General features: G+C 67.2%; 30 protein-coding genes. 10 read left to right on the forward strand and 20 right to left on the reverse strand.

The annotated features are described in order from the left end of the window. The first annotated feature begins 17 nt into the window (after positions 1–17). Positions 18–431, forward strand: coding sequence for a DUF4112 domain-containing protein (locus OKW76_RS04795; protein WP_265551613.1), 414 nt, complete (start codon positions 18–20; stop codon positions 429–431). 3 nt (positions 432–434) lie between these two features. On the opposite strand, the gene OKW76_RS04800 is transcribed toward OKW76_RS04795, so the two are convergent. The 16 genes from OKW76_RS04800 to leuC form a co-directional block, all read right to left on the reverse strand. Then, positions 435–1,154, reverse strand: a complete 720-nt coding sequence (locus OKW76_RS04800) for a ribonuclease T2 family protein (protein WP_265551615.1) — start codon at positions 1,152–1,154, stop codon at positions 435–437. Further along, on the reverse strand, positions 1,151–1,579 hold the full coding sequence (locus OKW76_RS04805; RefSeq protein ID WP_265551617.1) for a hypothetical protein: 429 nt from the start codon (positions 1,577–1,579) through the stop codon (positions 1,151–1,153). Before OKW76_RS04805 ends, OKW76_RS04800 begins: the two co-directional genes overlap by 4 nt. Positions 1,580–1,637: 58 nt before the next feature. Further along, the gene (gene nadC / locus OKW76_RS04810) at positions 1,638–2,489 is read right to left on the reverse strand and encodes a carboxylating nicotinate-nucleotide diphosphorylase (protein ID WP_265551618.1); all 852 of its coding nucleotides are present in this window, start codon (positions 2,487–2,489) and stop codon (positions 1,638–1,640) included. Then, entirely contained in the window at positions 2,482–3,492 is a 1,011-nt protein-coding gene (nadA, locus tag OKW76_RS04815; protein ID WP_265551620.1) for a quinolinate synthase NadA, read from the reverse strand. Before nadA ends, nadC begins: the two co-directional genes overlap by 8 nt. 235 nt (positions 3,493–3,727) lie before the next feature. Next, complete coding sequence (locus OKW76_RS04820) at positions 3,728–4,483, reverse strand: DUF4230 domain-containing protein (RefSeq protein ID WP_265551622.1); 756 nt, start codon at positions 4,481–4,483, stop codon at positions 3,728–3,730. Beyond that, positions 4,461–5,339, reverse strand: coding sequence for an MBL fold metallo-hydrolase (locus OKW76_RS04825; RefSeq protein WP_265551623.1), 879 nt, complete (start codon positions 5,337–5,339; stop codon positions 4,461–4,463). The genes OKW76_RS04820 and OKW76_RS04825 overlap by 23 nt, the downstream gene beginning before the upstream one ends. 71 nt (positions 5,340–5,410) lie before the next feature. Then, positions 5,411–7,033, reverse strand: coding sequence for a M56 family metallopeptidase (locus tag OKW76_RS04830; RefSeq protein ID WP_265551625.1), 1,623 nt, complete (start codon positions 7,031–7,033; stop codon positions 5,411–5,413). Then, the gene (locus tag OKW76_RS04835; protein WP_265551626.1) at positions 7,030–7,398 is read right to left on the reverse strand and encodes a BlaI/MecI/CopY family transcriptional regulator; all 369 of its coding nucleotides are present in this window, start codon (positions 7,396–7,398) and stop codon (positions 7,030–7,032) included. The genes OKW76_RS04830 and OKW76_RS04835 overlap by 4 nt, the downstream gene beginning before the upstream one ends. 294 nt (positions 7,399–7,692) lie before the next feature. Continuing rightward, positions 7,693–8,025, reverse strand: coding sequence for a Grx4 family monothiol glutaredoxin (gene grxD, locus OKW76_RS04840; RefSeq protein ID WP_265551628.1), 333 nt, complete (start codon positions 8,023–8,025; stop codon positions 7,693–7,695). A gap of 5 nt (positions 8,026–8,030) precedes the next feature. Then, positions 8,031–8,267: a BolA/IbaG family iron-sulfur metabolism protein gene (locus OKW76_RS04845; RefSeq protein ID WP_131603432.1), complete on the reverse strand. Its 237-nt coding sequence runs from the start codon at positions 8,265–8,267 to the stop codon at positions 8,031–8,033. Between the two features lie 4 nt (positions 8,268–8,271). Then, positions 8,272–8,595 carry a DUF1476 domain-containing protein gene (locus OKW76_RS04850; protein WP_265551631.1) on the reverse strand — a complete coding sequence of 108 codons (324 nt, stop codon included), beginning with the start codon at positions 8,593–8,595 and terminating at the stop codon, positions 8,272–8,274. A 172-nt stretch (positions 8,596–8,767) separates the two neighbouring features. Next, positions 8,768–9,766: an NADPH:quinone oxidoreductase family protein gene (locus tag OKW76_RS04855; RefSeq protein WP_265551633.1), complete on the reverse strand. Its 999-nt coding sequence runs from the start codon at positions 9,764–9,766 to the stop codon at positions 8,768–8,770. Next, entirely contained in the window at positions 9,729–10,361 is a 633-nt protein-coding gene (gene leuD, locus OKW76_RS04860) for a 3-isopropylmalate dehydratase small subunit (RefSeq protein ID WP_265551635.1), read from the reverse strand. The genes OKW76_RS04855 and leuD overlap by 38 nt, the downstream gene beginning before the upstream one ends. A 2-nt stretch (positions 10,362–10,363) precedes the next feature. Beyond that, positions 10,364–11,194, reverse strand: a complete 831-nt coding sequence (locus tag OKW76_RS04865; RefSeq protein WP_265551637.1) for an N-acyl homoserine lactonase family protein — start codon at positions 11,192–11,194, stop codon at positions 10,364–10,366. A 72-nt stretch (positions 11,195–11,266) separates the two neighbouring features. Continuing rightward, positions 11,267–11,404: a hypothetical protein gene (locus OKW76_RS04870; protein WP_256507705.1), complete on the reverse strand. Its 138-nt coding sequence runs from the start codon at positions 11,402–11,404 to the stop codon at positions 11,267–11,269. 44 nt (positions 11,405–11,448) lie between these two features. Continuing rightward, positions 11,449–12,888, reverse strand: a complete 1,440-nt coding sequence (gene leuC / locus OKW76_RS04875; RefSeq protein ID WP_265551640.1) for a 3-isopropylmalate dehydratase large subunit — start codon at positions 12,886–12,888, stop codon at positions 11,449–11,451. Positions 12,889–13,768: 880 nt separating this feature from the next. Here leuC and OKW76_RS04880 point away from each other — a divergent pair. From OKW76_RS04880 to OKW76_RS04900, 5 genes are all read left to right on the forward strand, one after another. Then, on the forward strand, positions 13,769–14,551 hold the full coding sequence (locus OKW76_RS04880; RefSeq protein WP_265551642.1) for a fatty acid desaturase: 783 nt from the start codon (positions 13,769–13,771) through the stop codon (positions 14,549–14,551). After that, positions 14,548–15,063 carry a sterol desaturase family protein gene (locus OKW76_RS04885; RefSeq protein ID WP_265551644.1) on the forward strand — a complete coding sequence of 172 codons (516 nt, stop codon included), beginning with the start codon at positions 14,548–14,550 and terminating at the stop codon, positions 15,061–15,063. The genes OKW76_RS04880 and OKW76_RS04885 overlap by 4 nt, the downstream gene beginning before the upstream one ends. Positions 15,064–15,280: 217 nt before the next feature. Beyond that, positions 15,281–15,724: a DUF3597 domain-containing protein gene (locus OKW76_RS04890; RefSeq protein ID WP_265551646.1), complete on the forward strand. Its 444-nt coding sequence runs from the start codon at positions 15,281–15,283 to the stop codon at positions 15,722–15,724. An 88-nt stretch (positions 15,725–15,812) separates the two neighbouring features. After that, complete coding sequence (locus OKW76_RS04895; protein WP_265551648.1) at positions 15,813–16,121, forward strand: hypothetical protein; 309 nt, start codon at positions 15,813–15,815, stop codon at positions 16,119–16,121. A gap of 205 nt (positions 16,122–16,326) precedes the next feature. Then, positions 16,327–17,538, forward strand: a complete 1,212-nt coding sequence (locus OKW76_RS04900) for an aspartyl protease family protein (RefSeq protein WP_265551651.1) — start codon at positions 16,327–16,329, stop codon at positions 17,536–17,538. 7 nt (positions 17,539–17,545) lie between these two features. Here OKW76_RS04900 and OKW76_RS04905 read toward each other — a convergent pair whose 3' ends face one another. Further along, positions 17,546–17,746, reverse strand: coding sequence for a hypothetical protein (locus tag OKW76_RS04905; RefSeq protein ID WP_265551654.1), 201 nt, complete (start codon positions 17,744–17,746; stop codon positions 17,546–17,548). 53 nt (positions 17,747–17,799) lie between these two features. On the opposite strand from OKW76_RS04905, the gene OKW76_RS04910 reads away from it, so the two are divergent. After that, a complete protein-coding gene (locus OKW76_RS04910; protein WP_265551656.1) occupies positions 17,800–18,606 on the forward strand; it encodes a class I SAM-dependent methyltransferase in 807 nt (268 codons plus the stop codon). Positions 18,607–18,621: 15 nt separating this feature from the next. On the opposite strand, the gene OKW76_RS04915 is transcribed toward OKW76_RS04910, so the two are convergent. Together OKW76_RS04915 and OKW76_RS04920 are read right to left on the reverse strand one after the other, a co-directional pair. Continuing rightward, entirely contained in the window at positions 18,622–19,515 is an 894-nt protein-coding gene (locus OKW76_RS04915; protein ID WP_265551658.1) for a hypothetical protein, read from the reverse strand. 413 nt (positions 19,516–19,928) lie between these two features. Then, positions 19,929–20,606: a hypothetical protein gene (locus OKW76_RS04920; protein ID WP_265551659.1), complete on the reverse strand. Its 678-nt coding sequence runs from the start codon at positions 20,604–20,606 to the stop codon at positions 19,929–19,931. Between the two features lie 86 nt (positions 20,607–20,692). Between OKW76_RS04920 and OKW76_RS04925 the strand changes: the two genes are divergently transcribed. Next, on the forward strand, positions 20,693–21,097 hold the full coding sequence (locus OKW76_RS04925; RefSeq protein WP_265551661.1) for a TlpA family protein disulfide reductase: 405 nt from the start codon (positions 20,693–20,695) through the stop codon (positions 21,095–21,097). A gap of 7 nt (positions 21,098–21,104) precedes the next feature. Here the strand turns inward: OKW76_RS04925 and phaR are convergent, their stop codons facing one another. Further along, the gene (phaR, locus tag OKW76_RS04930; RefSeq protein ID WP_265551663.1) at positions 21,105–21,695 is read right to left on the reverse strand and encodes a polyhydroxyalkanoate synthesis repressor PhaR; all 591 of its coding nucleotides are present in this window, start codon (positions 21,693–21,695) and stop codon (positions 21,105–21,107) included. 90 nt (positions 21,696–21,785) lie between these two features. Between phaR and OKW76_RS04935 the strand changes: the two genes are divergently transcribed. Together OKW76_RS04935 and OKW76_RS04940 are read left to right on the forward strand one after the other, a co-directional pair. Continuing rightward, the gene (locus tag OKW76_RS04935) at positions 21,786–22,781 is read left to right on the forward strand and encodes an alpha/beta fold hydrolase (protein WP_265551664.1); all 996 of its coding nucleotides are present in this window, start codon (positions 21,786–21,788) and stop codon (positions 22,779–22,781) included. A 26-nt stretch (positions 22,782–22,807) separates the two neighbouring features. Then, positions 22,808–23,983 carry an acetyl-CoA C-acetyltransferase gene (locus OKW76_RS04940; protein WP_265551665.1) on the forward strand — a complete coding sequence of 392 codons (1,176 nt, stop codon included), beginning with the start codon at positions 22,808–22,810 and terminating at the stop codon, positions 23,981–23,983. The last annotated feature ends 128 nt before the right edge of the window (positions 23,984–24,111 follow it).

Below are 24,111 nucleotides of genomic sequence, written 5' to 3' on the forward strand. Positions count from 1 at the left end.
TGGTCAAGCCAACACCCATGGGAACCGGTCCCTTCGCCAAGGCGGGCAATCGCCTGCCGATCGGCAGCGATGCAGCGTCGGTGCGCCAGCGCGTCGAGGTACTCGAGCGCGCGCTCGAGCGGATGTTCGTGATCCCCGGCATCAACCGCCCGGTCGGGATCGACGCGCTGCTGGGGCTGTTGCCGGTCGGGGGCAGCTTCATCGGTGCGGCGTTCGGCGGCTACATGATCTGGGAAGCGCGCAACCTGGGCATGGGCAAGGGCGCGATGGCGCGGATGGCGGGCAATGTCGGCCTCGACTGGCTGTTCGGCCTGATCCCCGGGGCCGGCATCATCCCCGATTTCTTCTTCCGATCGAACACCCGCAACCTGCGGATCATCCGCAAGCATCTCGACAAGCATCACCCCTCGACCGTGGTGGTCGAGGGCTAGCCGCTAGGCGGCGCCACCGCGCCAGATCTTGAGCGGCAGGTTCGCCGCCCGCCCAGCGCGCGGGCAGGCACGGTAGCGGAACTGGGTGTCGAGGCAGACCCATGCCTCGTCGAGCCAGCCCTGCCGATCGGCGGTGACCTTCACCATCGCCGCGGTCATCCCGCGATTGGCGCGGGCAAAGGCCTGCGCGAACTGCCCCGTCGTCAGCCGCCGCCGCCGCGACAGCGCGTTCATGTCGGGATAGCGGATTCGCGCATACAGCCCCGTCGCGCGATCGAAATACGCCGCGGGCGCCAGGTTCATGCAGGTGCCGTGCTTGGCATATTCGTGCTGGAGCAATTGCGGCGACGGCGTCGCGCACAAATTGCTCTGGATCACGCGGGTGTCGAGTAACGCCGCGGGCCTGCAATATTGCGGCCATTGCGTGCCCTTCCCGTCGGGCCACAGCCCGTGCAGCGTGAAGCCGAAGCGGTTGCCGCCGCCGCATTGCAGCCGCGCCGATGCCTGCTTGCCATTCTCGCGGCAATATTGCGGGCTCCAGGTGAGTGCCAGCGTATAGCTCCCCGTCGGCACCACCCGCCTCGGCTCGCGCGCGGTCGGCCCGTCGGGGCGCGGCCGCGCGATGTCGCCGATCGGCATCGAACAGCGATAGGCCTGCGCGATCGCGGGCAGCGGGGCCAGCAGCGCCGCCGCGGCGATGCCCAACGCGGCAAGCCGGCTCATTCGAACGTCCCCTCGGCGATGTCGTCGGTCGCGAACCAGGCACGCGCATCGGGACGAAACAGGAAATACACCGCCACCGCCTGCAGCAGCAGCCCGACCACCCCGAACAGCCCGGTCAGCCCGCCATCCCACGACCCCATCGCGAGCGAATACAGCAGCGACAGCACCCCGAAGGCAAACAGCACCACCAGAAACCATTTGGCGATGCTGCTGGCCTTGCGCGCGGTCAGGAACCACAGCAGCAGCGATATGCCGTAGCTGACCGCGAGCGATCCGATGAGAAATCCCGTTCCCAGCACCGCAGCGTTGGGATCGGCCGAATAGGCGGCGCTGAGCATGTCCCACGACAACAGAATGTTGAGGACGCCCAGCAGCAACGCAGCAAGATACGCCTGCTCGAAACGCACGATCGAAACTGGTCGCATGGCGAATCCCCCTTTGCCCCGCGCTACGATAGCCCAGCGCCCCCGGCTTGCAACGCGTTCAATCGAGCGCGAAATCGAGCCCGATATCGGCAGCGGGTGCCGATTGGGTCAACCGCCCGACGCTGACGAAATCAACCCCGGTGGCGCCGATCGCGCCGATCGTGTCGAGCGTCACCCCGCCCGACGCCTCGGTCGGCACCCGCCCCGCCACCAGCGCGACGGCCTCGCGCAGCATGGGTGGCGCCATGTTGTCGAGCAGCAGATGCGTCGCGCCTGCCGCCAGCGCGGGTTCGATCTGGTCGATCCGGTCGACCTCGACGATGATCCGCTCGATCCCCGCCGCCACCGCGCGCTCGACCGCCGCCTCGACCGATCCGGCGACCGCGACGTGGTTGTCCTTGATCATCGCCGCGTCCCACAGCCCCATGCGGTGGTTGGTCGCGCCACCCATCCGCGTGGCATATTTCTCGAGCAGCCGAAGCCCGGGGATCGTCTTGCGCGTGTCGAGCAAGGTCGCCCCCCCCGTGCCGATCGCATCGACATAGGCGCGCGTCATCGTCGCGATTCCCGACAGATGCTGGACGGTGTTGAGCGCCGATCGCTCGGCGGTCAGCAACGCGCGGGCGTTGCCGTGGACGCGCATCAATTGGGTGCCCGCCACAACCGATTGGCCTTCGTCCACCAGCAGCTCGACCGTCGCATCGGGATCTAGCGCACGGAAAAACGCCGCCGCGATCGGCAGCCCCGCGACGACGATCGCGTCGCGGCTGTCCATCACCCCCGCAAAGCGCGCCTCAGCCGGGATCACCGCCGCCGACGTGACGTCGCCCCCCGGCCCCAGATCCTCCGCCAGCGTCGCGGCGACGAAGCCATCGAGGTCGAAGCCCGCAATCGCGAAGCCGTCAGTCACCCGACACCCGGAACGGCCCCAGATCGCCCAGCCCCACCGTGCCGCTCGCCATGTCGAGCATCCGGTCGAGCGACACCTTGGCCTTGAGCCGCATCTCCTCGGGGATTTCGATCCGCGGCGTCAGGTCGCGCAGCGCGACGTGCAGCTTCTCGACGGTGTTGAGCGCCATATAGGGGCAGATGTTGCAGTTGCAGTTCCCGTCGGCCCCCGGCGCGCCGATGAAGCGCTTGTGCGGCACCGCCTTTTCCATCTGGTGGATGATGTGCGGTTCGGTCGCGACGATCAGCGTGTCGCCGGTGAAGCTCTCGGCAAAGGCGAGGATGCCGCTGGTCGACCCGACATAATCGGCATGGTCGATCACATGCGGCGGGCATTCGGGATGCGCCGCGACCGGGGCGTCGGGGTGCTGCGCCTTGAGCTTGAGCAGCTCGGTCTCGCTGAACGCCTCATGGACAATGCACACGCCCGGCCACAACAGCATGTCGCGTCCCAGCTTGCGGTTGATATAGCCGCCCAGGTGCTTGTCGGGGCCGAAGATGATCTTCTGCTCCTTGGGGATCTGGCTGAGGATCTTTTCGGCCGACGACGAGGTGACGATGACGTCGGACAGCGCCTTCACCTCGACCGAGCAGTTGATGTAGGTCAGCGCGATGTGATCGGGATGCTGCGCGCGGAACGCCGCGAACTGATCGGGCGGGCAGCTGTCTTCCAGGCTGCAACCGGCGTCCATGTCGGGCAGGATCACGGTCTTTTGCGGGCTGAGCACCTTGGCGGTCTCGGCCATGAAGCGCACGCCGCAAAAGGCGATCACATCGGCATCGGTGTCGGCGGCCTTGCGGCTGAGGTCGAAACTGTCGCCGACGAAATCGGCCAAGTCCTGGATTTCGGGCTTCTGGTAATAATGCGCGAGGATGACCGCGTTGCGCTCCTTGCGCAGCCGATCGATCTCAGCGAGCAGATCGACCCCGCCAAGCGTGCCGCCGATGCCATTGCGTGCGTCCATGAAAGCATACCCTCCGTTCGAGGGCGATGTAGAGCGGCGCGGAGCGATTTACCACTGCCCAACGGGGCAATGAGTGCTGCCCCCTCCCCCCGTTCGCCCTGAGCTTGTCGAAGGGTCGGCCCGCACGATCCGCCGGCGCACCAGCGGCGGGTTCAGGCCGATGCTTCGACAGGCTCAGCACGAACGGGGTAAGGGGTGCGCGGTCGCTGCGGCCCCTACGCCGGCGCGCGCCCGCTCACCGCCGGTTCGCCAACACCTCTTCGACCGACTTCGACACGTCCCAGCGCTCGCCATCGAATTCAGGGTCAGACGGAAAGCGAACCTTGACCGTGACGTCCAAGTACCCAGCAGATTTTACCGGAGCAGAGAACAAGCGCTCCAGCTCCACTCGCGCACGATCGCGAACATTGTTCATTCGATCTGCGCTTCGCGCTTCATCTCCAGCTCTCTTCTGTGCAGCAATCGAAATCTTCTGCCTCATTTCATTCGATTGCGATCGAGTTACGATTACGCCCTCTTCGTTTTCAATCGTGATTTTCGTCTCGTCGATATTAGGATCGCCGACGACAATATCGGGAACATCAATCAATAAAAGCCTACGCTCAGCGTCCCACTCAAAGTCACTACCGCGCACTTTTGCCAAAGGCACCGTATACGCAACACTTAATGGCATGCTAGCCGTCATTGACGACCTCATCCATCCCCATAGGCGATCAGCGCTGCTTGTAATACGGATTTTACCGGTTAATCTACTTACAATCAGCTCGGACGTGCTTGCTAACTTTACGGCAACAATTGTTGTCACGCTTTTGCCGTCATCCTCGACCCGGCTATTATCTTCGATGGCATCTATCTTGGATATATAAACTGTTCCAAGGTATGTTCCTGCTGCCAACAGCAAACAAAAACTAATAAATAGATAGAGACCGAAACCCGACTTTCGCATTCTTACATCCCCGCCTTGCATTTCAAGGTTTGAGGTGAGTGTCATATAAGACCGGTTTCCACCAGTCGCCCTCCTCGATCGCCAATCCGCGCTGGCCCAGATCGATCAGATGCGCCAGCACCGATCGTTCGGCGGCGGGCCACATCCGGCGGTCGATCCCGGCATACATCCGCTCGACCATCGCGGGCACCTCGCCGGTGCCCGCGTTCAGCAGCCGCAATATCTGCCCCTCGCGCTGCTTGCGATGCCCGAGCAACCCGCGCACCAGCCGGCGCGGATTCTCGATCGCCTCGCCGTGGCCGGGATAATAGATCCGGTCTTCGCGCTGCATCAATTTGTCGAGGCTCGCCATATACGCCGCCATGTCGCCATCGGGGGGCGAGACGATCGTGGTCGACCAGCCCATCACATGATCGCCGCTGAACAGCGCCCCGGTTTCCGGCAGCGCGAAGGCGAGATGGTTCGAGGTATGGCCGGGGGTCGCGACCGCCTCGAGCGTCCAGCCCCCGCCCACGATCGCCTCGCCATCGGCGAGCACGCGATCGGGGGCGTAATCGAAATCGAACGCGGCGTCGGCGCGCGGCCCCAGATCCTCCATCGCCAGCGGCGCGCAGCCGACGATCGGCGCGCCGGTCGCCGCCTTGAGCGCGCGCGAAAGCGGGCTGTGGTCGCGATGCGTGTGGGTGACGACGATCGCGGCGACGCGGCGCCCGTCGATCGCGGCGAGCAGCGCGGCAAGGTGGCGCGGATCGTCGGGGCCGGGATCGATCACCGCGAGCGTGTCGCTGCCCACCAGATGCGTCTGGGTGCCGGTATGCGTGAAGGGGGAGGGATTGGGCGCCAGCACCCGCGCCACCAGCGGGTCGAGCGTGACGGCCACGCCGGTCGGTGCTTCGGTCATGCGACCGAGATGGCCGGTCGGGGGCGGCGGCGCAAGGGTGACGCGCACCCATGCGCCCCCGCCCCCGGGTATCAGTCGGGCGTCCGCAGCTCGGCCAACGCCAAGTCGATCCCCACCAGCGCCTCGCGCCGCTGCGCTTCGGATAGCCCCTCCTGCGCCGCCACGGTCCGCCGCGCGTTGGTCAGGCTCGCCAGCGCGTTAGCCTTGGCAAATACCGCCGAGCGCTTCGCCTTTTCGGCGGCAAGCTCGGCCTGCTGGGCCTGGCGTTCGATCCGGTCGATGCAGATCGTGGTGATCCGCTTGCGCCCCTCGACGCGGTTGGTGACATTGCCCGTCCCCTTGCCGCAACGAACGCGCCGGATTTCGGTCACATCGACATCGCCGCCGCCGCGCTTGGCCCATTTGCGGCGCAGTTCGGTGGTCTTGCCGTCATGCGAGTAGCGATAGACATAGGTCCCCTCCCCCTCCGAAGGGAACGGCGGCAACGGCGGTGCGGGGGGCGCGGCCGGGACGGGCATCGCGGGGGCTTCGGGCACCGCAGGGAAGTCCGGCACCGGCGGCGGCGGTGGCGGCGCGGGCATGTCGGCAGCCTGCATCGGCGGCTCGGCGAAGTCAGCGACCTGCTCGAACATTGTCGGCACCTCCGAGGTCTCCGGGGTCTCCGGCGTTCCGGGGATTTCGGGCATTTCGGGCATTTCGGGTGGGATCGGCAGCACGATCTCGTCGAGCGGCATCCCGATCCGGCTTTCTACCTTGGCGCGCAATTCGTCGGCGGCGGCGGTGCCCGAGGCGGTTACCGCCAGCCCCGCCAGTGTCAGCGCGCCGATCCCTGCCGCGCCGATGATCCGCTTCCCACGCGAAGGCTTGCTGTGCTTGGTCAACATCCGCAGTCTCCCCTTGATCTCGTTGACGCTGTGCAGATGGCAGGCAGCCGAAACCGCGCCGCCATGCGCCGATTTGACGATCGCGCGGCCATAAGCGTGGCGCAGCGCGGGATGCCGGTCGCTCAGCACCATCGCGTCGCACGCCATTTCCTGGTCGGCGCGGAAGGCGCGATAGGCACGCCAGGCGATCGGGTTGAACCAGTGGAACCCCAGCATCGCCAGCGCGACCCAGTTGGCGAGCAGGTCGCCGCGCGCATGGTGGCCAAGCTCGTGCGCCAGCGCCAGGTCACGCTCGAGCTCGTCATAGCGCTCCTCGAAATCGGCCGGAAATGCGACCGCCTTGCGCCAGATGCCGAACGCCAGCGGGCCGCTCGCGGCGTCGCTCTCGATCATGTCGACCCGCCCGCCGACGATCGAAACCGTCCGCCGCGCGCTGCCGCGCAGCCGCGCACAGAAGCGCGAATGGCTGAAGACGTGATAGCCGACGAACAGCGCCGCGCCGATCGCCCAGCACAGCATCACCGCGACCGGAACGTCGCTCATCCCCCACCCTTGCGGCAGCGCGGGGATCTCGGCGACCGGCACCATCATCATCACCGTGCCGGGTTCGGTCGCGGCGCCGATCGGCGCGATGTCGAGCGGACGCAACTCGTCGGGCATCGGCGGCAACAGCATCCGCAGCACCGGGAGCGCCCAGAGCGCATAGGCCATGCCCGGCCCGAACGCGCGCCGCACGCGTTCGCGCAGCAGCAGCACCAGCGCCATTAACAGCGTGGTTGCTACCAGCGTTTCGATGATCCAGCCGGTCATTGCTTCAACTCCTTGAGCAAAGCCTCGATCTCGGCGATGTCGTCGCCGGTCAGCGCGTCGCGCTCGGCCAGGTGCGCCACCAGCGGGCTGAGCCGGCCGCCGAACAGCCGGTCGATCATCCGCTGCGATTCGCCCGCGACGTAGGATTCGCGCGCGACGACGGGGCGGTACAGATAGCGCCGCCCATCTTCCTCATGCGCGATCACCTGCTTGCCCAGCAGCCGCCCGAGCAGCGTCTTGACGGTGTTCGCGCTCCAGTCGCGATCGGCGGGGATACGTTCGACGACTTCCTGGGCGCTGAGCGGACTTTCATCCCACAGCACCTCCATCACCGCATGTTCGGCATCACTGATACGCTCGACCATAAACCCTCCTCGACTACGCATGTAATCACATCGATTACGCGCGTAGTCAAGGAGCTTTCAGCGTGTCGGTAGCGCTTACAACCGGCTTGGCGGCATCGGCTGCGTTAACCTTGGGAAGCTACGGATATCGGCGAGACTACCGGCTTGGCACGGTCACTGCATAGTGTGGGGCGTACCTGTCGCGCTCCCGCGCTTCAAAGGGCGGGTCGTCGCTCCCCCCGTTTTGCGACGACCCGCCCGCCCGGGTATTTTCCGAAATTCCGGCCCGAGCGATTCACCCCGAGCCCGTGCGGCTCACGCGGCTTGCGCGACGCCCTTTTCTTCCATCAGCTGCTGCAGCTCGCCGCTTTCGAACATCTCCATCATGATGTCCGAACCGCCGACAAACTCGCCCTTGACGTAGAGCTGCGGGATCGTCGGCCAGTCGCTGAACGCCTTGATGCCCTGGCGCACGCCCTGGTCCTGCAGCACGTCGACGCTTTCATAGGCGACGTTGAGGTGGCCCAGGATCGCGATCGCGCGGCTCGAGAAACCGCATTGCGGGAATAGCGGGCTGCCTTTCATGAACAGCACGACGTCGTTGGCGTCGACCAGGCCTTGCAGGCGAGCGTGGATGTCGTCGGTCATCGATATTACTCCTTGGGAACTGCGGTGGTCAGCTGAAGTGCGTGGAGCACCCCGCCCATCCGACCGCCAAGTGCTGCATAGACCGCCTGGTGCTGGCGCACGCGCGGGAGGCCGCGAAAGCTTTCGGCCACGACATGCGCGGCGTAGTGATCGCCGTCGCCGGCCAGGTCGGTGATCGTGATCTGCGCATCGGGGATCGCGGTGCGGATCAGCGTTTCGATATCGTCGGCGGCCATCGGCATCGGATCAGCGCACTTCCATCATCTGGCGGCGTGCCTCGATCGTCTGCGCGGCGAGCGCCTCGCGGACCATCGCCTCGTCGACCTCGACGCCCGCGGCGGTCAGGTCGCCCAGCACCTTGCGGACGACGTCGTCGTCGCCGGCTTCCTCGAAATCGGCCTGGACCACCGCCTTGGCATAGGCGTCGGTCTCTTCGGGCGTCAGCTTCATGTGGCCCGCGGCCCATTGGCCGAGCAGCCGGTTGCGCCGCGCCGAGATGCGGAACTCCATCTCACCGTCGCGCGCGAACTTCGCTTCGAATGCCCGTTCGCGATCGTCGAAGGTCGTCATGTGCTCATCTTCCCTTTAGGCTGTATGCTTGGGAGATAGGGCACCCGAAACGACCGCGCTAGTGCCAGCGCACAAGGGAAACCCGTTCGGTTCGAGCGAAGTCGAGAAACCGGCCATTCGCGCTTTGCACTGTTTCTCGACTTCGCTCGAAACGAACGGGAGCGTTGGATCGCTAGCCCACCCGCACCACCAGTTTGCCGATCGCCTGACGCGCTGCCATCGCCGCGATCGCCTGGCCGCCATCCTCGAACGCGAAGGTGCGCGTCACGCGGGGAGCGATCGCGCCATTGGCCCATAGCTCGAACAGCCGTTCGACATGCGCGGCGTTGGCCTGCGGATCGCGCGCGGCGAAAGCGCCCCAGAACACGCCGCAGACGTCGCAGCTTTTGAGCAGGGTCAGGTTGAGCGGCAGCCTGGGGATACCCGCAGGGAAGCCGACCACCAGATAGCGCCCTTCCCAACCGATCGAGCGGAGCGCCGGTTCGGCATAATCACCGCCGACCGGGTCATAGATCACGTCGGCGCCATCGGGGCCGAGCAGCGCCTTGAACTGATCGGCGAGCGCCTTCGACTGCGCCTTGTCGAACGGCGCCCGCTCGTACACCAGCGTCTCGTCGGCCCCCGCCTGCGCTGCCGCAGCGGCCTTTTCTTGCGACGATACCGCCGCGATCACCCGCGCGCCGAACGCCTTGCCGAGCTCGACCGCCGCCAGCCCGACGCCGCCCGCCGCACCGAGCACCAGCAACGTCTGCCCCGCCTTCAGATGCCCGCGATCGAGCAGCGCGTGGATCGTCGTGCCATAGGTCAGCAGCAGCGCCGCGCCTTCTTCGAAGCTTCGCCCTTCGGGTAGGCGGTACAGCCGCGCCGCATCGACCGCGACCTTTTCGCTGAGGCCCCCATGGCCGGTCATCGCGATCACCCGGTCGCCGACCGCCCAGCCCTCGACGCCGTCACCAACGCTGTCGATCACCCCGGCGATCTCGCTGCCCGGCGCAAACGGGCGCTGCGGCTTGAACTGATATTTATCCTCGATGATCAGCACGTCGGGAAAGTTGATCGAACACGCCTTCACCGCGACGATCACCTGCCCGCGGCCAGCGACCGGATCGGGCAGCTCGGCCAATTCCAGAGTTTCAGGTCCGCCCGGCGCCCTCGATAGCAATGCCCGCATTTCGGCTCTCTCCCGCGATCCACGGGCGCGACTTGAGTGCCTGCGCCTCGTAATTCGAAATCGCGGTATCTCTTGCCAGCGTGATGCCGATCTCGTCCAGCCCTTCCATCAGGCATTGGCGGCGAAACGGGTCGAGTTCGAAGCCGAAGCGATCCTGGAAGCTGGTCGTCACCGTCATCGTCTCGAGATCGACGGTGATCGGCTGGCCATCACGCGCGACATCGAGCAGCCGGTCGATCGCGTCCTGCGCCAGCACGACGGGGACGATCCCGTTCTTGATCGCGTTGCCCGAGAAGATGTCCGAATAGCTCGGCGCGATCACCGCGCGCACCCCCATGTCGGCCAATGCCCAGGCAGCGTGTTCGCGGCTGGAGCCGCAGCCGAAATTGTCGCCGGCGATCAGCAGCGGGCTGCCGGCATAAGCAGGATCGTCGAACACGTTGCCCGGCACCGCGCGCACCGTTTCGAACGCCCCTTTGCCCAGCCCCTCGCGGCTGGTGGTCTTCAGCCAATGCGCGGGGATGATGATGTCGGTGTCGACATTCTTTACACCATAAGGATAGGCCTGGCCGTCGATGCGGATCACGGGTTGCATGGTCAGTTCAGCACCTTGGGAAACGCGGGCAGGCCCGCCATGTCGCGCGGATCATGCTGGATGATGACGCGCGCCTTCAGCTGCTTGGCGATCCCCTCGAAACGATCGTGCGATGCCAGCGTGTCGGCGCGATCGGTGTTGAAGGTCGGCACCCCGCGCACTTCGCGGTTTTCGCGGAAATGATATTGGTCGCCGCTGATCAGCACCGGGCCAGCGCCGGGGAGCCGCACCAGCAGCGCGCTGTGCCCCGGCGTGTGCCCTGGCATCTGCAGCATCATCACGCTGCCGTCGCCAAAGACGTCGCGATCGCCCTTCACCGGCACCACCTTGCCGCCGCCGCTCACCCAGGGCGCGAGCGCCAGCCGCTGCGCATCGTCGGGCTTGAACCCCTGGACCGCCGCCCAGTCGCGCTCGCCGATCAGCAGTTCGGCCTTGGGGAAGTCCTTCGCGCTGCCGCTATGGTCGGCATGATAATGGCTGATCCCGACATGCGTTACCTGCGTCGGCGTGAGCCCCGCCGCCCGCAATCGCTGCGCGATCGGCGCGACGAAGGTCAGCCGCCCCTTCGATCCCGCCGCCATTTCGCGCGAAATCCCGGTATCCCATAGCAGCACCCCCTTGGGATGGCGGATCAGAAAGCAGCCGGCGATCGCCTCACGCCGTTCGCCCGCGAAGCGGAAGGTGTCGTTGAAGCGCCCCAGATCGTCATGCACCAGCCGCCCGCATTCGAACGCGGCAAGCGTGACCGCAATCGCCGGCGCGGCTTGCGGCGCGGCGGCCTGCGACGCGGGGGCGGCCAACAGCGCGGCCGACAAGGCAAGACGACGGATCACAGATTTCTCCCCAACACGAATGGCCCGCCCTTTGGGGGGCGGGATGGCAGGCAGGGCCGCAACCGGCCGGCCTTAATCTTCGGCGAGCGCCTTGACCGGGCTGCCCGGCGTCGCCGCCACGAGCGTGCCGCGCTTCGCCGTACCCGCATACGCCGCGGCGAGCCCGCTCAACAGCGTTCCCGCGATCAACAACGCCAATACCTTACGCATCTACTCGACCCCTTCCGGGTGGTCCCCGGTTCCGTTTCGACCGGTCAGTCCGCGCGCCCGATCAACTCCCTGACATCGGCCAGCCGCCCCGTTACCGCCGCGGCAGCCGCCATCGCCGGCGAAACCAGATGCGTGCGCGCGCCCGGTCCCTGCCGTCCTACAAAATTGCGGTTCGAAGTGGAAGCGCAGCGTTCGCCTGGCGGAACTTTGTCGGGGTTCATCGCCAGGCACATCGAACAGCCCGGCTCGCGCCATTCAAAGCCCGCCTCGACGAAGATGCGGTCGAGCCCCTCAGCCTCGGCCTGGCGCTTCACCAGCCCCGATCCGGGGACGACCAGCGCCTGCTTGATCCCGCCCGCGATCGTGCGCCCGCGCACGACGGCGGCGGCGGCACGCAGATCCTCGATCCGGCTGTTGGTGCAGCTGCCGATGAAGATATGCTCGACCGCGACGTCCTGCATCCGCATCCCCGGCGTCAGCCCCATATAGTCGAGCGACTTGCGCGCCGCCGCCTGTTTCGACGGATCGGCGAAGCTTTCGGGCGCGGGCACCACGCCGGTGATCGGCACGACATCCTCGGGGCTGGTGCCCCAGGTGAGCGACGGCGCGATGTCGTCGGCATGCAGCAGCACGGTCTTGTCGAATACCGCGCCGGCATCGCTCGGCAGCGTCCGCCAATAGGCGACCGCGCGCTCCCAATCCTCACCCTGCGGCGCCATCGGCCGCCCCTTCAGATAGGCGAAGGTCGTCTCGTCGGGCGCGATCAGCCCGGCGCGCGCGCCGCCCTCGATCGACATGTTGCTGATCGTCAGCCGCCCCTCGATCGAAAGCCCGCGAATGACTTCGCCGGTATATTCGATGACATGGCCGGTGCCGCCAGCCGCGCCGATCTTGCCGATGATCGCCAGGATGGCGTCCTTGGCCGACACGCCGAAGCCCAGCGTGCCGTCGACGCGGACTTCCATCGTCCTGGCCTGTTGCAACAGCAAGGTCTGCGTCGCGAGCACATGCTCGACTTCGCTGGTGCCGATCCCGAACGCCAGCGCCCCCAGCGCGCCATGCGCCGACGTATGGCTGTCGCCGCACACCAAGGTCGTACCCGGAAGCGTAAAGCCCTGCTCCGGCCCCACGACATGGACGATCCCCTGCCGCGCCTCGATCGCGTCGATATAGGTGATGCCGAATTCGGCGACGTTGCGCTCCAGCGCGGCGAGCTGTTCGGCGCTGGCCGGGTCGGCGATCGCCAGGCGGTTGCCTTCGGCATCGACCCGCGCGGTGGTCGGAAGGTTATGGTCGGGCACCGCCAGAGTCAGCTCGGGCCGGCGCACCGCGCGGCCAGCGGCGCGAAGCCCCGAAAACGCCTGCGGACTGGTGACTTCGTGGACGAGGTGACGGTCGATATAGATCAGGCAGGTGCCGTCATCGCGCCGTTCGACGACATGATCGGCCCAGATCTTTTCATACATGGTTAGCGGACTGGCCATGCCGCCGCGCTCTAACGTTTTTGTGCGCCAGGGCAAGCCGCCGCGTCACATTATGTCGCTCCCCATCCTCCCCCGCCAGGGGGAGGTGGCAGCCCGCAGGGCTGGCGGAGGGGGAGGACGGCGGTCCGGCTCGCGGTCTGGGAGACGGCGCCACAATCGACCCGCCCCGTACCCTCCCCCTCCGTCGCCTCCGGCGCCACCCCCCCCTGGCGGGGGAGGATGTTTTGACGCACAGGCCGATCCGACCGGCACGAACCACCTCTTTGCCGGCCGGAAAGCCGCCAACAACGACCACCCCAACCCAAATCCTCCCCCGCCAGGGGGAGGTGGCAGCCCGCAGGGCTGACGGAGGGGGCGGGCGGCGGTCCGGCGCGCGGTCTGGTAGACGGCGCCCCAATCAACCCTCGCCGCACCCTCCCCCTCCGTCGCCTCCGGCGCCACCTCCCCCTGGCGGGGGAGGATGTTTTGACGCACTTGCCGATCCGACCGGCACGAACCACCTCCTCTGCAACCCGGAAAGCCCCCAACAACGACCTCCCAACCCCAATCCTCCCCCGCCAGGGGGAGGTGGCAGCCCGCAGGGCTGACGGAGGGGGCGGGCGGCGGTCCGGCTCGCGGTCTAGGAGCAAGCCGCCACAATCAACCCTCGCCGCACCCTCCCCCTCCGTCGCCTCCGGCGCCACCTCCCCCTGGCGGGGGAGGATGTTTTGACGCAGAGGCCGATCCCATCGGCACGAACCACCTGTTTGCCGGCCGGAGCCGCCGACAACGACCACCCCAACCCAAATCCTCCCCCGCCAGGGGGAGGAACACCGCATCGCCCCCCTACCGCCCCACGCCCACTATCGAAGCGCGCCGCCAGCCCCTATGTGCAACCTTCATGACAGCGGTCGCCCACTCCCCCGAAACCCCCGCACGCTATCGCTGGGCCGCGCCGCGGCAGGCGTTGATCGGGACGTCGCTCGCCGCGGCGATCTGCACCGCGTGGCTCGCTATCCACTTCGTTTCGATGTTCGTGCTCGAGATCGAGCTTGTCACCCTGCCGCTGGTGGCGGTGCTGATGGCGCTGCAATGCTGGTTGTCGGTCGGGATGTTCATCGTCGCGCACGATGCGATGCACGGATCGCTCGCCCCGGGGCGGCCGACGCTCAACGCGCGCATCGGCGCGGGGCTGCTGCTGCTCTATGCGGGCTTTGGCTGGGCCAAGATGCGCGACGCGCATTTCGAGCATCACCGCCATGCCGGCAGCGAGCGCGACCCCGATTTCGATGCCGCCAACCCGCGCAATTTCGTGCGCTGGTACACGACCTTCCTGAAGCGCTATTTCGGCTGGCAATCGGGGCTGTACGTGATGACCGTGGTCAACGTGTATTGGCTGGTGTTCGGCGTGCCGCTCGCCAACATTATCCTGCTCTATGGCCTGCCCGCGATCCTGTCGTCGCTCCAGCTCTTCTATTTCGGCACCTATCGCCCGCACCGCCACGACGATGACGGCTTCACCGACCGCCACAATGCGCGCAGCGAAGGCTTCGGCACGCTCGCCAGCCTGGCGTCGTGTTTCCATTTTGGCTATCATCACGAGCATCATGTGAACCCCGGCGTGCCCTGGTGGGGGCTGCCCGCCTGCCGCCGGGCGACGCTGCGCAGTGGAAGCATCCAATGACCGCGTTCGAAAAGATCGCCATCGTCCTCGCCGCCGTCGCGGGCATGGAGCTGTTCGCGTGGACCGCGCATCGCTACATCATGCACGGCTGGGGCTGGGGCTGGCATCGCGACCATCACGAGCCGCACGATCACGCGCTCGAACGCAACGACCTGTATGCGGTCGTCTTCGGCACGATCGTCAGCGCGATGTTCGTTGCGGCGTATCTGAACCCGCAGGCGGGCTGGTCCGAGCCGCTGTGGTGGACCGCGCTCGGCATCACCGTCTACGGGCTGATCTACGCCTTCATCCATGACGGGCTGGTGCACCAGCGCTTCTTCCGCTGGGTGCCCAAGCGCGGCTATGCCAAGCGGCTGGTGCAGGCGCACAAGCTGCACCATGCGACGATCGGGAAAGAAGGCGGGGTCAGCTTCGGCTTCATCCTGGCGCCCGATCCGCAGCGGCTGAAGGCCGAACTCAAGCGCCAGAAGGAAGCGGGTATCGCGAAATTGCGGCCCGCCGAGGTCGATTAGGCCTCCCGTTATCCAGTCCCCGTTCGCACTCAGCCTGTCCAAGTGCCGTTCCTTTTTACCCCCGCCTTGGTCTGGCAGACTTGAATAAGGGGGCGCGTAGATCACTCGGACCGGCCTAAGGGCGCGCCTTGGCGACGCCGATGCCCGAATAATCATTACGCGGGCACCATGTTCATGCCCGCGCGTTCAGCCCCCGAACAACCCCAGGAGCAGGCGCATGAGCATTTTCGGCAAGATCAAGGACGCGATCTTCGGCACCAATGGCGGCCCGATGGGCGACGGCTATATCGGCGGTCGCAAGCCCGAGCCGCAGGCCACACCGCAGGCAGCCCCTGCCCCCACCGCCCAGCCAACGCGCCCCGCGCCGGTCCCCGCCCCCGCCCAACCCGCGCCCGCAGCACCTGCAGCCGCCGCCCCGGTCGCGCAATCGGCCGAACAGCGGCTGGTCGAGCTCGCCGAATTCAAGGGCAATCCTGACCTCAACTGGCGGACCTCGATCGTCGACCTGATGAAGCTGCTCGACCTCGATTCGAGCCTCGACAACCGCAAGGAGCTCGCGACCGAGCTCGGCTATACCGGCGCCAAGGACGGCTCGGCCGAGATGAACATCTGGCTCCATGCCGCGGTGATGAAGCAATTGGGCGCCGACACCGCCGCCTGACCCCGCCGCCCGCGACCTTGCTAACTCCAAGGAACGCGGGCCGCACCCGGTGGTTTAGCCCTCATCATCGTTTCGGAAAGCATCGCCCATGACCCACCAGACTCCTTCGCGCCGCAAGACCCTCTCGCTCGCCTCGGTCGGCGCGCTGGTCGCTGGCATCGGCGCGGTCGCGGCGGGCTTTTGGCTGCGCAACCGCAACGCCGCCTCGCCCGAACACGCCGCACCTGACTTGGCGCTCGACGCGCCGCGCCCCGATGGCAGCGCGCGCGCGCCGGTGGCCTTCCGCCCCGACCCCACCGCGCCGGTATCGGCGGCCGAACGCGAGTCGCTTCGCCCGGCGACCGGGCCTTCGCCGAGCATCGTCGCCGATCGCGGCGGGGTTCGCAGCGGGGGGTAGGTCTTACCCCACCCGTTCGTGCTGAGTAGCCGCTGAGCTTGTCGAAGCGGCGTATCGAAGCACCCGCCCGCTTGGGGCACTGTCCTTCGATACGGGTCTTCGCCTCCGCTCAGCCCCTACTCAGGACGAACGGGGGATTTGGACAAGAGAACCTCCCAACCCGATTCCGCTTCGCTTCGCCGCACCCCCACGCTACCACCCGGCCATGCACTACCCATGGCTGGCGTCGCTGCCGCTGCTTTTCGCCGCTTCAACGGTCTCCGCCCAATCGCCCCCCGCGACGCTGCCCACCCCCGTGGCCGGCGTCGCGCTCACCGCCGACAGCGAGGCGCGCTGGGTCGATTTCACCCTCACCCCCGGCAACCAGCTTCGCTTCACGATGCTGGTCAACGGCAGCCCCGCCGCCGCGATCCTCGATACCGGGGTCAGCTTCAGCGTCGCGTCGCAGCGTTTCGCCAGCGCCGCGCGGCTCGATGTCGCGCGCGCGCCCGCGGTGCGTGCCGAGGCGATCGGCGGCGCGGTGCCGATCAGCTGGGTCGCCACGCGCACCCTCGGCTTCGGCGGGCTCCAGCGCAGCGGCGGGCGGTTCGCGGTCGTCGATCTCAAGGCGGTCGCCACGGGTAGCGCCGAACCTGTCGAGATCCTCGTCGGCAGCGACATATTGTCGTGCTGCGCGCTCGACATCGATTTCGACGCCAGCCGCTTCCGCCTGCTTCCCACCGGCCGCCTGCCGTTCCAGGGCGCGACCGCGCCGCTGTCGGTCGGCCCACGCTCGAAGGTGTTCATCAGCGAGGTCACGATCGGCGACAAAAGGCTGCGCCCGCTGATCGTCGACACCGGCGACGGCTCGTCGCTGACGCTCTCGCGCGCCGCGTGGGCGCTGTCGGGCGCCAAGCCGCAAGCGGTCACCACCGCGGTCGCCTTCGGCCTGGGCGGCCAGATCGAAACCGAGCTGGCGATCCTCCCCAGCGCCCGCCTGGGCACCCAGCCGCTCAGCAATGTCGAGGTGCGGATCGAGGGCAAGGGCGGCTTTTCCGATCTCACCAGCACCTCGGGGCGGATCGGGTCGGGGCTGCTGCAACGCTATCGCGTGCTGCTCGATCCGCGCGCGGGGCGGATGGTCACCGCGCCGGGCAAGGCGGTCGATCGACCACCGGTGCGGTCGACCAGCGGCCTGCTGATCGGCTATGACAATGGCCGGCTGCGCGTGCTCCACGTGATGCGCGGCGGTCCTGCCGCGGCGACCGGCTGGCGTGCGGGCGACCAGATCTGCACCGTCGATGGCGCGCCGATCCCGCCGATCAACGCCGGCGGTAGCGTCGATACCGGCTGGTCGGCGGGCACCCCCGGCCGCACCGTCGAGCTCGGGCTGTGCAACGGCACCCAGCGCCGGCTGACGCTGCGCCAATTCTATTGAGCAGGCGTCAGCCGCGGATCGCCAGCAGCGCGCCGATAAACGCACCGATCAGTGCGAACATCTGCACGCTCGGCCAATAGACCATGCCCACCCGATCCCAATCGGCACGCTGCGCGCGACGATGCTCGGCGACCCCGGCCCACACCGCCACCGCGAGCAATGCCGCGACCGCGGCCCATGCCTTGTGTGTCCAAAACCACGCTTGCATCGTTTCGTTACCCGCTTAATCCTGTGCCGCACCCCATCGCCGAAGGAATCGTCATGCGCCAGTCCCTTGCCGCCATCGTCCTTGCGACCACCGTCGCCGCCGTCACCAGCGTCGCGATCGGCGCGCCGCAAACCGCATCCTCGGCGCTCAAGGCGGCGGTCGACGCCCCCACCCGCACGCCCGCGAACAAGCTGCGCGATCGCTATCGCCACCCCGCCGAGACGCTCGCCTTTTTCGGCGTCCGTCCCACCGACACCGTGGTAGAGCTGTATCCCGGCGGCGGCTGGTACACCGAGATCCTCGCGCCGTATCTGAGCGCGCGCGGCACCTATTATGCCGCAGCGCCGATGCCCAATGGTGTGAAGGGGCTGCAGACGCTGATCGCCAAGGACGCCGCGACCTATGGCAAGGTCAAGGTCGCCGCCTTCCCCGCTAAGCCCGGCGAGCCTACGGTCCCCGCGGGCAGCGCCGACGTCGTCCTCACCTTCCGCAACGTCCATAACTGGCGCTTCGGCGGTGCCGATGCCGCACAGACCGCCTTCAACGCGGCGTTCGCGATGCTCAAGCCCGGCGGCACGCTCGGCGTGGTCGAGCACCGCCTGCCCGAGGCGCGCGATTCAGCGCTCGAGGAAAAGAGCGGCTATATGAAGACCAGCAGCGTCATCGGCTTCGCCAAGAAGGCAGGCTTCGAGGTCGCCGGCCAGTCCGAGGTGAACGCCAACCCCAAGGACACCGCCGACTGGCCCGAGGGCGTATGGACGCTGCCGCCCTCGCTTCGCCTGAAGGACGTCGACCGCGCGAAATATCAAACGATCGGCGAAAGCGACCGCATGACGATCAAGTTCCGCAAGCCCAAGTGAACGATACGCGGCGTTTCAGTCGTAGTTGAGCCCGTATCGAATGACGTGTTGGCTGGCGGTACATGCTGTGCCTCCGCTTGGCCGGTAGCTTGATTCGAAACGGAAGTTTTTCGCTGCGGCGACTGCGGATTCGCCGAAGACGAAGGGCGGATACGCGATCAACGTCCTGGGCCGAAGCGTCGAACCATCGGCCGAAACGTCGAGCTCGAGGCTAACCCACCCTTCGAACCCGATCTTGCTGGCCAACATCGGATAATCACTATTGCCCATGCCGTGCGAGCGCAGCGCGGGTTTCACCCCGATTAATGCGCATTGCTGCTCGGTAAGCCCGGTCTGCTGAAACTGCGCCTGCGCAGCGGCGAGATCGCCTGCCTTGGCGGCCAGATTGGCACGGCGGAGCCGGGCGGCGATCTTGAGCGGATGCCGCGCGTCAAGCGCCGGCTGAGCGATCACCGCGTCAAGCAATGCAGACGCATCTTCGGGTTCGCGTTGCCCCTCGCCCGGCGCCGCGATCCGCAGGCTCAGCGTCGATGCGGTCAGCGGATCGGCCCCATATCGCGGATCGGCCAACATCGCCCGCTGCCCCTTTCGCCAGGCCGAGGGTCGTTCATTGGCGTTGTCGATGCGCGTGATCGCGAGCCGGCCCATCGCCGGCGCTGGCGCCTGCATCGCCTGCGCCAACGCGATTGCGCGCGCAGTGTGCGTTCGACGCTCCGCCACATCGATCAACGGCGACTTGGCGAGCCACCAACTCGCGGCGAACTCCGCGGCCTGATCGCCCGCCCCGACCGCCTTGGCCAACATCGCACGCCACAGCGGCAGTTGCTGCGCGGTGCTAAGCTGGGGATCGACCGGTACCACGCCCTTGCTATCGATCCATGCGGCGACCGCCTCGTCGAGCGGGGCCATTACTGATCCGACGTCGGCACCGGTGGTGCAGCGCAGTTCGATCCGCGTCGATGCTCGGAAAAAAGCGGGTACTTCCTGAATCTTCTCGGGCGCCCAAGACCAATCGGCGACTGCCTGTGCAAAGGCCAGCGCACCGGTTCGACCGCTGGTGGCATAGATCGGTTCGGGGTCGAGAACCGATCCATCTTCGCGGATCGCAAACTCCACGACCGCGACGTCCTCGGGCTTGAGCCCCGTCGATTCGCCGCAGAAAGGCGCATCCATCGAAACCGCGCGTTGGAACGGCGCGTTGGCGATCCGTCCGGCACCGGTATAGCTAAGATATTTCGCCGCCTCCTCCTTCCTCCCGAGCAGCGATGCCGCCAGCGCCAGGTCGCCGCGTGTCGCGACCTCGATCTGGGATACCCGCATCGTCAACCCACCCTGATTGGTAACCGCCTCCTGCAGCAACGGATATGCCGCCGCCGCCTGCCCTTGGTTGAGCTCGCGCGCGCGAGATGCGTTTGCACTTGCGCGAACGCTGGCTTTTCGAAGCCCTGCGCCTGCGCCAATGCCAGCGCTTCCTTACCATAGCTGATCGCCGCGCCGTCGCCGTCGAATCGCGTCAGCGTCACCAGCATCAGCAACGGGTTGACCCGCCCCAGTCCCGCCGACAGCGCCAGCGCCGCCTTCGCATCAATCAGCGCGGCATCGTAATCTAGCCGCGCGCGTGCCTGACGCGCCAGCACCAGATGCGCCTCACGCCGCTCGTCGGCGAAACTGTCCCCCGCCGCCGCCATTGCCGGCAGCCCCTGCCGGATCAGCCCCTCGGCCTCATCGCCGCGCCCCAGCCGGGCGAGACAGCGCCCCTTGCGCACCGCGATCGCCGATTTGAGGAAGCCTTCGCGGCGCGCGACCGGCAGTTGCTCGATCGATTCGAACTGCGCCACCGCCTCGGCACATTTGCCAGCCTCGCCAGCGGCGGTGGCGGCATCGAAGCGCGCCTGCGCGGTCATTGGCTTGGGCGCCGCCTCCTGCGCCGTCGCCGCGCCGCCGGCGACGACGCTGGCGATGGCGATTGCCATCGACGAAACGAGTGCGGTAGTCGTCATGTCCGATTCCCCCGGTTTTGCAGGAACCTATGCCGGCCACCATGTCATCGTCGAGGGGGATTCGATCGCGGTTGCGACCAGTCGTAATGGCGGTTCTTGCGCTTGCCGCAGCGCCCGCCGCGGCGCAGGAGACCACCCCGCCCGACACCTTGCTGCTGTTCGTCGCATCGTGGTGCGCGCCGTGCCACCGCGAGCTTCGCGAGCTCGACGCGATCGCCGCCGCCGCCCGGCCAGCGCGTACCTTGGTGGTCGCCTATGACGACACCCGCGCGACGCGGGCGATGCTGCGCAACATCGACGCAAATCGCCGCTGGCCGATCGACACCCCGGCGCGGCGCGAGCTGCGCCGTAGCCTGATGCAGCGCGCGGTGGGCCTACCCTATGCGGTACTAACCGATCACCGCGGCGAACCCTGCGCGACAAGCAACCAGGGCCTCACCGCCGAGCGCGCGCGCCGGCTGCAGCGAAGCTGCGCCGCCGGCGAACGCTAACCGCGGATCAGGCCAGCTTGTCGACCTTGGCCTGCAATGCCGACAGCTGCGATTTCAGCGCCGCGATCTCGTCGTCCTTGCTCGCGCCAGCCGTTGCCGCCGGCGCTGCAGCCGCACCCGCCGCGACCGGCGGCGCCCCCGGCACCACGCCAGCGCTCTTGAACGCCGCGGTCGCCGCCTCGAACATTTCCATGTTGCGCTTGGCGATCTCGGCGAAGGGCGAATGCGCGAACGCACCCTCGACCGCCGATTTGAACTGCTCCTGGTTGCGGCTGAAGCTGTCCATCGACGCTTCGAGATAGCCCGGCACCATCGCCTGCATGCTGTCGCCGTACAGGCTGATCAGCTGGCGCAGGAAGCTCACCGGCAGCATCGTCTGCCCACCGCGCGATTCTTCCTCCATGATGATCTGGGTCAGCACATTATGCGTGATATCCTCGTCGCTTCGCGCGTCGACGACCTTGAAGTCGCGGCCTTCGCGAGTCATCACTGCGAGATGTTCGAGCGTTATGTAAGACGATGTCTCGGTATTGTAGAGACGACGGTTGGCGTACTTCTTGACGATGACGGGCCCACCGTCTGGCGTTGACTTCTTCATGGACGACCCTCGCAAGTGATGGACGCAACCGTAACACCGTTCGATACTGCACCGCAACAAGCGCCGCGACCGCTGCCTTTGTTTCTGGAAATGCTCAGGAACCAGACCGAAGACGCGCCCGACCGCCGCGCGCGCGCACTCGGGGGGCTTCGCGCCTATCAGGCCGCGCCGCGCCGACCGCGCGCGCCAGCGGGCGAGATCGTCGCCACCGCCGGACGCGCGACGCTGCGCAGCTATGCCGTCACCGGGCGCCCGGTGGTCTTCGTCCCCTCGCTCATCAACCCGCCCTACATCCTCGACCTGTCGCCCGACACCTCGCTGCTGCGCTGGTTAGCGGCCCAGGGGTTCGCGCCCTTGCTGGTTGATTGGGGCCAGCCCGGCCCCGACGATCGCGCGCAGGATATCGATTCGCATATCGAGCAGCTGCTGCTCCCCTTGCTGCGCAGCATCGGCGAGCCACCGCTGCTGGTCGGCTATTGCCTCGGCGGCACAATCGCGCTCGCCGCTGCCGCGCTCACCCCCGTCGCCGGCGTCGCGCTTATCGCCGCCCCCTGGCGCTTTGCCGGCTTCGGCGACGCCGCGCGCGCCGACATCGCCGGTCTCTGGACCGACGCGCAACCCGCCTGCGACCAGCTCGGCCTGGTGCCGATCGAAGTGCTCCAATCGGGCTTCTGGCGGCTCGATCCCGCGCGCACGATCGGCAAGTTCGAATCCTTTGCCGATATCGCCCCCGACAGCGCCGCCGCGCACCGCTTCGTCGCGCTCGAGGATTGGGCGAATGACGGCGCGCCGATCGCCTATGCCGCGGGGCGCCAGATGTTCGACGACCTGTTCGATGCCGACCTGCCCGGCACCCGCCGCTGGCGGATCGGCGATACGCTGGTCGATCCGCACGCGCTCGCTTGCCCGCTCGTCGAGTTCGTCTCGGCCAACGACCGCATCGTCCCCGCCGCCAGCGCGATCGGGCTGCCCGATGCGCGCATCCTGGCGGCGGGGCATGTCGGGATGATCGTCGGCTCCTCGGCGCGCGCGCAGCTCTGGCAGCCGCTCGCCGACTGGCTAACCGCCATACCCTCCGCTAGATAGGCGCAAACATCCAAGGAGAGCTCTGCATGCCCGAAATCGTCATCGTCGCCGCCAAGCGCACCCCCGTCGGCAGCTTCCTCGGCGCCTTCGCCACCACCCCCGCGCACGAACTCGGCCGCATCGCGATCGAAGCAGCGCTCGAACAGGCCGGCATCAAGGGCGAGGACGTGTCCGAAGTGATCCTGGGCCAGGTCCTCACCGCCGCGCAGGGGCAGAACCCCGCGCGCCAGGCATCGATGGCAGCGGGGGTTCCCAAGGAAGTCCCTGCCTGGGGCGTCAACCAGGTCTGCGGCTCGGGGCTCCGCTCGGTCGCGCTCGGCATGCAGGCGATCGCCAATGGCGACGCGACGATCGTCGTCGCGGGCGGCCAGGAAAGCATGTCGCTGTCGGCGCACGCGCTGCCGATGCGCGCGGGCACCAAGATGGGCGACGCCAGCCTGGTCGATACGATGATCAAGGACGGGCTCACCGACGTCTTCAACGGCTATCACATGGGCATCACCGCCGAGAATCTCGCCGAGCAATATCAGGTCACCCGCGCCGACCAGGATGCATTCGCGGTCCGCTCGCAGAACCGCGCCGAAGCCGCCCGCGCCGCCGGTCGCTTCAAGGACGAGATCGCACCGGTGACGATCAAGGGCCGCAAGGGTGATACGATCGTCAGCGACGACGAATATATCCGCGCCGGCGCCACCGTCGACGGCATCGCCGGGCTCCGCCCCGCCTTCAAGAAGGACGGCAGCGTCACCGCCGCCAACGCCAGCGGCCTCAACGACGGCGCGGCCGCGCTGGTGCTGATGACCGCCGAGGAAGCGCAGCGCCGCGGCATCACCCCGCTCGCAACGATCAAGAGCTTCGCCAGCGCCGGCGTCGATCCCTCGATCATGGGAATCGGCCCCGTCCCGGCGAGTCGCCGCGCGCTTGAGAAGGCGGGCTGGACCGTCGGCGACCTCGACCTCATCGAAGCCAACGAAGCCTTCGCCGCGCAGGCGCTCGCGGTGGGCAAGGACATGGGCTGGGATACCGAGCGGGTAAACGTCAACGGCGGCGCGATCGCGATCGGCCACCCGATCGGCGCGAGCGGCGCGCGCGTGCTGACGACGCTGCTCTACGAGATGCAAAAGCGCGATGCGAAGAAGGGGTTGGCGACGTTGTGCATCGGCGGCGGCATGGGGATCGCGATGTGCGTCGAGCGCGCGTGAGCAACTAGTATCGATTGTTACAGTGTGTTAGTAACATGCCACACATATGTGACAATCCCGCAACAATTGAAACTTAATTTGGTTTTGACGCCTGGCCCGTATTGTCAGTAGCGCTTGGGAGGGGTGAA

Origin of the sequence: Sphingomonas sp. S1-29, from assembly GCF_026167545.1 — a bacterium.
Classification (GTDB): domain Bacteria; phylum Pseudomonadota; class Alphaproteobacteria; order Sphingomonadales; family Sphingomonadaceae; genus Sphingomonas.

Bases quoted from the DNA above. Each gene is read 5' to 3' on its own strand.
- OKW76_RS04795 (WP_265551613.1), top strand. From the start codon at position 18: ATGGGAACCGGTCCCTTCGCCAAGGCGGGCAATCGCCTGCCGATCGGC.
- OKW76_RS04800 (WP_265551615.1), bottom strand. From the start codon at position 1,154: ATGAGCCGGCTTGCCGCGTTGGGCATCGCCGCGGCGGCGCTGCTGGCC.
- OKW76_RS04805 (WP_265551617.1), bottom strand. From the start codon at position 1,579: ATGCGACCAGTTTCGATCGTGCGTTTCGAGCAGGCGTATCTTGCTGCG.
- nadA (WP_265551620.1), bottom strand. From the start codon at position 3,492: ATGGACGCACGCAATGGCATCGGCGGCACGCTTGGCGGGGTCGATCTG.
- OKW76_RS04820 (WP_265551622.1), bottom strand. From the start codon at position 4,483: ATGACACTCACCTCAAACCTTGAAATGCAAGGCGGGGATGTAAGAATG.
- OKW76_RS04825 (WP_265551623.1), bottom strand. From the start codon at position 5,339: ATGACCGAAGCACCGACCGGCGTGGCCGTCACGCTCGACCCGCTGGTG.
- OKW76_RS04830 (WP_265551625.1), bottom strand. From the start codon at position 7,033: ATGACCGGCTGGATCATCGAAACGCTGGTAGCAACCACGCTGTTAATG.
- OKW76_RS04835 (WP_265551626.1), bottom strand. From the start codon at position 7,398: ATGGTCGAGCGTATCAGTGATGCCGAACATGCGGTGATGGAGGTGCTG.
- grxD (WP_265551628.1), bottom strand. From the start codon at position 8,025: ATGACCGACGACATCCACGCTCGCCTGCAAGGCCTGGTCGACGCCAAC.
- OKW76_RS04845 (WP_131603432.1), bottom strand. From the start codon at position 8,267: ATGCCGATGGCCGCCGACGATATCGAAACGCTGATCCGCACCGCGATC.
- OKW76_RS04850 (WP_265551631.1), bottom strand. From the start codon at position 8,595: ATGACGACCTTCGACGATCGCGAACGGGCATTCGAAGCGAAGTTCGCG.
- OKW76_RS04855 (WP_265551633.1), bottom strand. From the start codon at position 9,766: ATGCGGGCATTGCTATCGAGGGCGCCGGGCGGACCTGAAACTCTGGAA.
- leuD (WP_265551635.1), bottom strand. From the start codon at position 10,361: ATGCAACCCGTGATCCGCATCGACGGCCAGGCCTATCCTTATGGTGTA.
- OKW76_RS04870 (WP_256507705.1), bottom strand. From the start codon at position 11,404: ATGCGTAAGGTATTGGCGTTGTTGATCGCGGGAACGCTGTTGAGCGGG.
- leuC (WP_265551640.1), bottom strand. From the start codon at position 12,888: ATGGCCAGTCCGCTAACCATGTATGAAAAGATCTGGGCCGATCATGTC.
- OKW76_RS04880 (WP_265551642.1), top strand. From the start codon at position 13,769: ATGACAGCGGTCGCCCACTCCCCCGAAACCCCCGCACGCTATCGCTGG.
- OKW76_RS04885 (WP_265551644.1), top strand. From the start codon at position 14,548: ATGACCGCGTTCGAAAAGATCGCCATCGTCCTCGCCGCCGTCGCGGGC.
- OKW76_RS04890 (WP_265551646.1), top strand. From the start codon at position 15,281: ATGAGCATTTTCGGCAAGATCAAGGACGCGATCTTCGGCACCAATGGC.
- OKW76_RS04895 (WP_265551648.1), top strand. From the start codon at position 15,813: ATGACCCACCAGACTCCTTCGCGCCGCAAGACCCTCTCGCTCGCCTCG.
- OKW76_RS04900 (WP_265551651.1), top strand. From the start codon at position 16,327: ATGCACTACCCATGGCTGGCGTCGCTGCCGCTGCTTTTCGCCGCTTCA.
- OKW76_RS04905 (WP_265551654.1), bottom strand. From the start codon at position 17,746: ATGCAAGCGTGGTTTTGGACACACAAGGCATGGGCCGCGGTCGCGGCA.
- OKW76_RS04910 (WP_265551656.1), top strand. From the start codon at position 17,800: ATGCGCCAGTCCCTTGCCGCCATCGTCCTTGCGACCACCGTCGCCGCC.
- OKW76_RS04915 (WP_265551658.1), bottom strand. From the start codon at position 19,515: ATGGCCCCGCTCGACGAGGCGGTCGCCGCATGGATCGATAGCAAGGGC.
- OKW76_RS04920 (WP_265551659.1), bottom strand. From the start codon at position 20,606: ATGACGACTACCGCACTCGTTTCGTCGATGGCAATCGCCATCGCCAGC.
- OKW76_RS04925 (WP_265551661.1), top strand. From the start codon at position 20,693: ATGGCGGTTCTTGCGCTTGCCGCAGCGCCCGCCGCGGCGCAGGAGACC.
- phaR (WP_265551663.1), bottom strand. From the start codon at position 21,695: ATGAAGAAGTCAACGCCAGACGGTGGGCCCGTCATCGTCAAGAAGTAC.
- OKW76_RS04935 (WP_265551664.1), top strand. From the start codon at position 21,786: ATGCTCAGGAACCAGACCGAAGACGCGCCCGACCGCCGCGCGCGCGCA.
- OKW76_RS04940 (WP_265551665.1), top strand. From the start codon at position 22,808: ATGCCCGAAATCGTCATCGTCGCCGCCAAGCGCACCCCCGTCGGCAGC.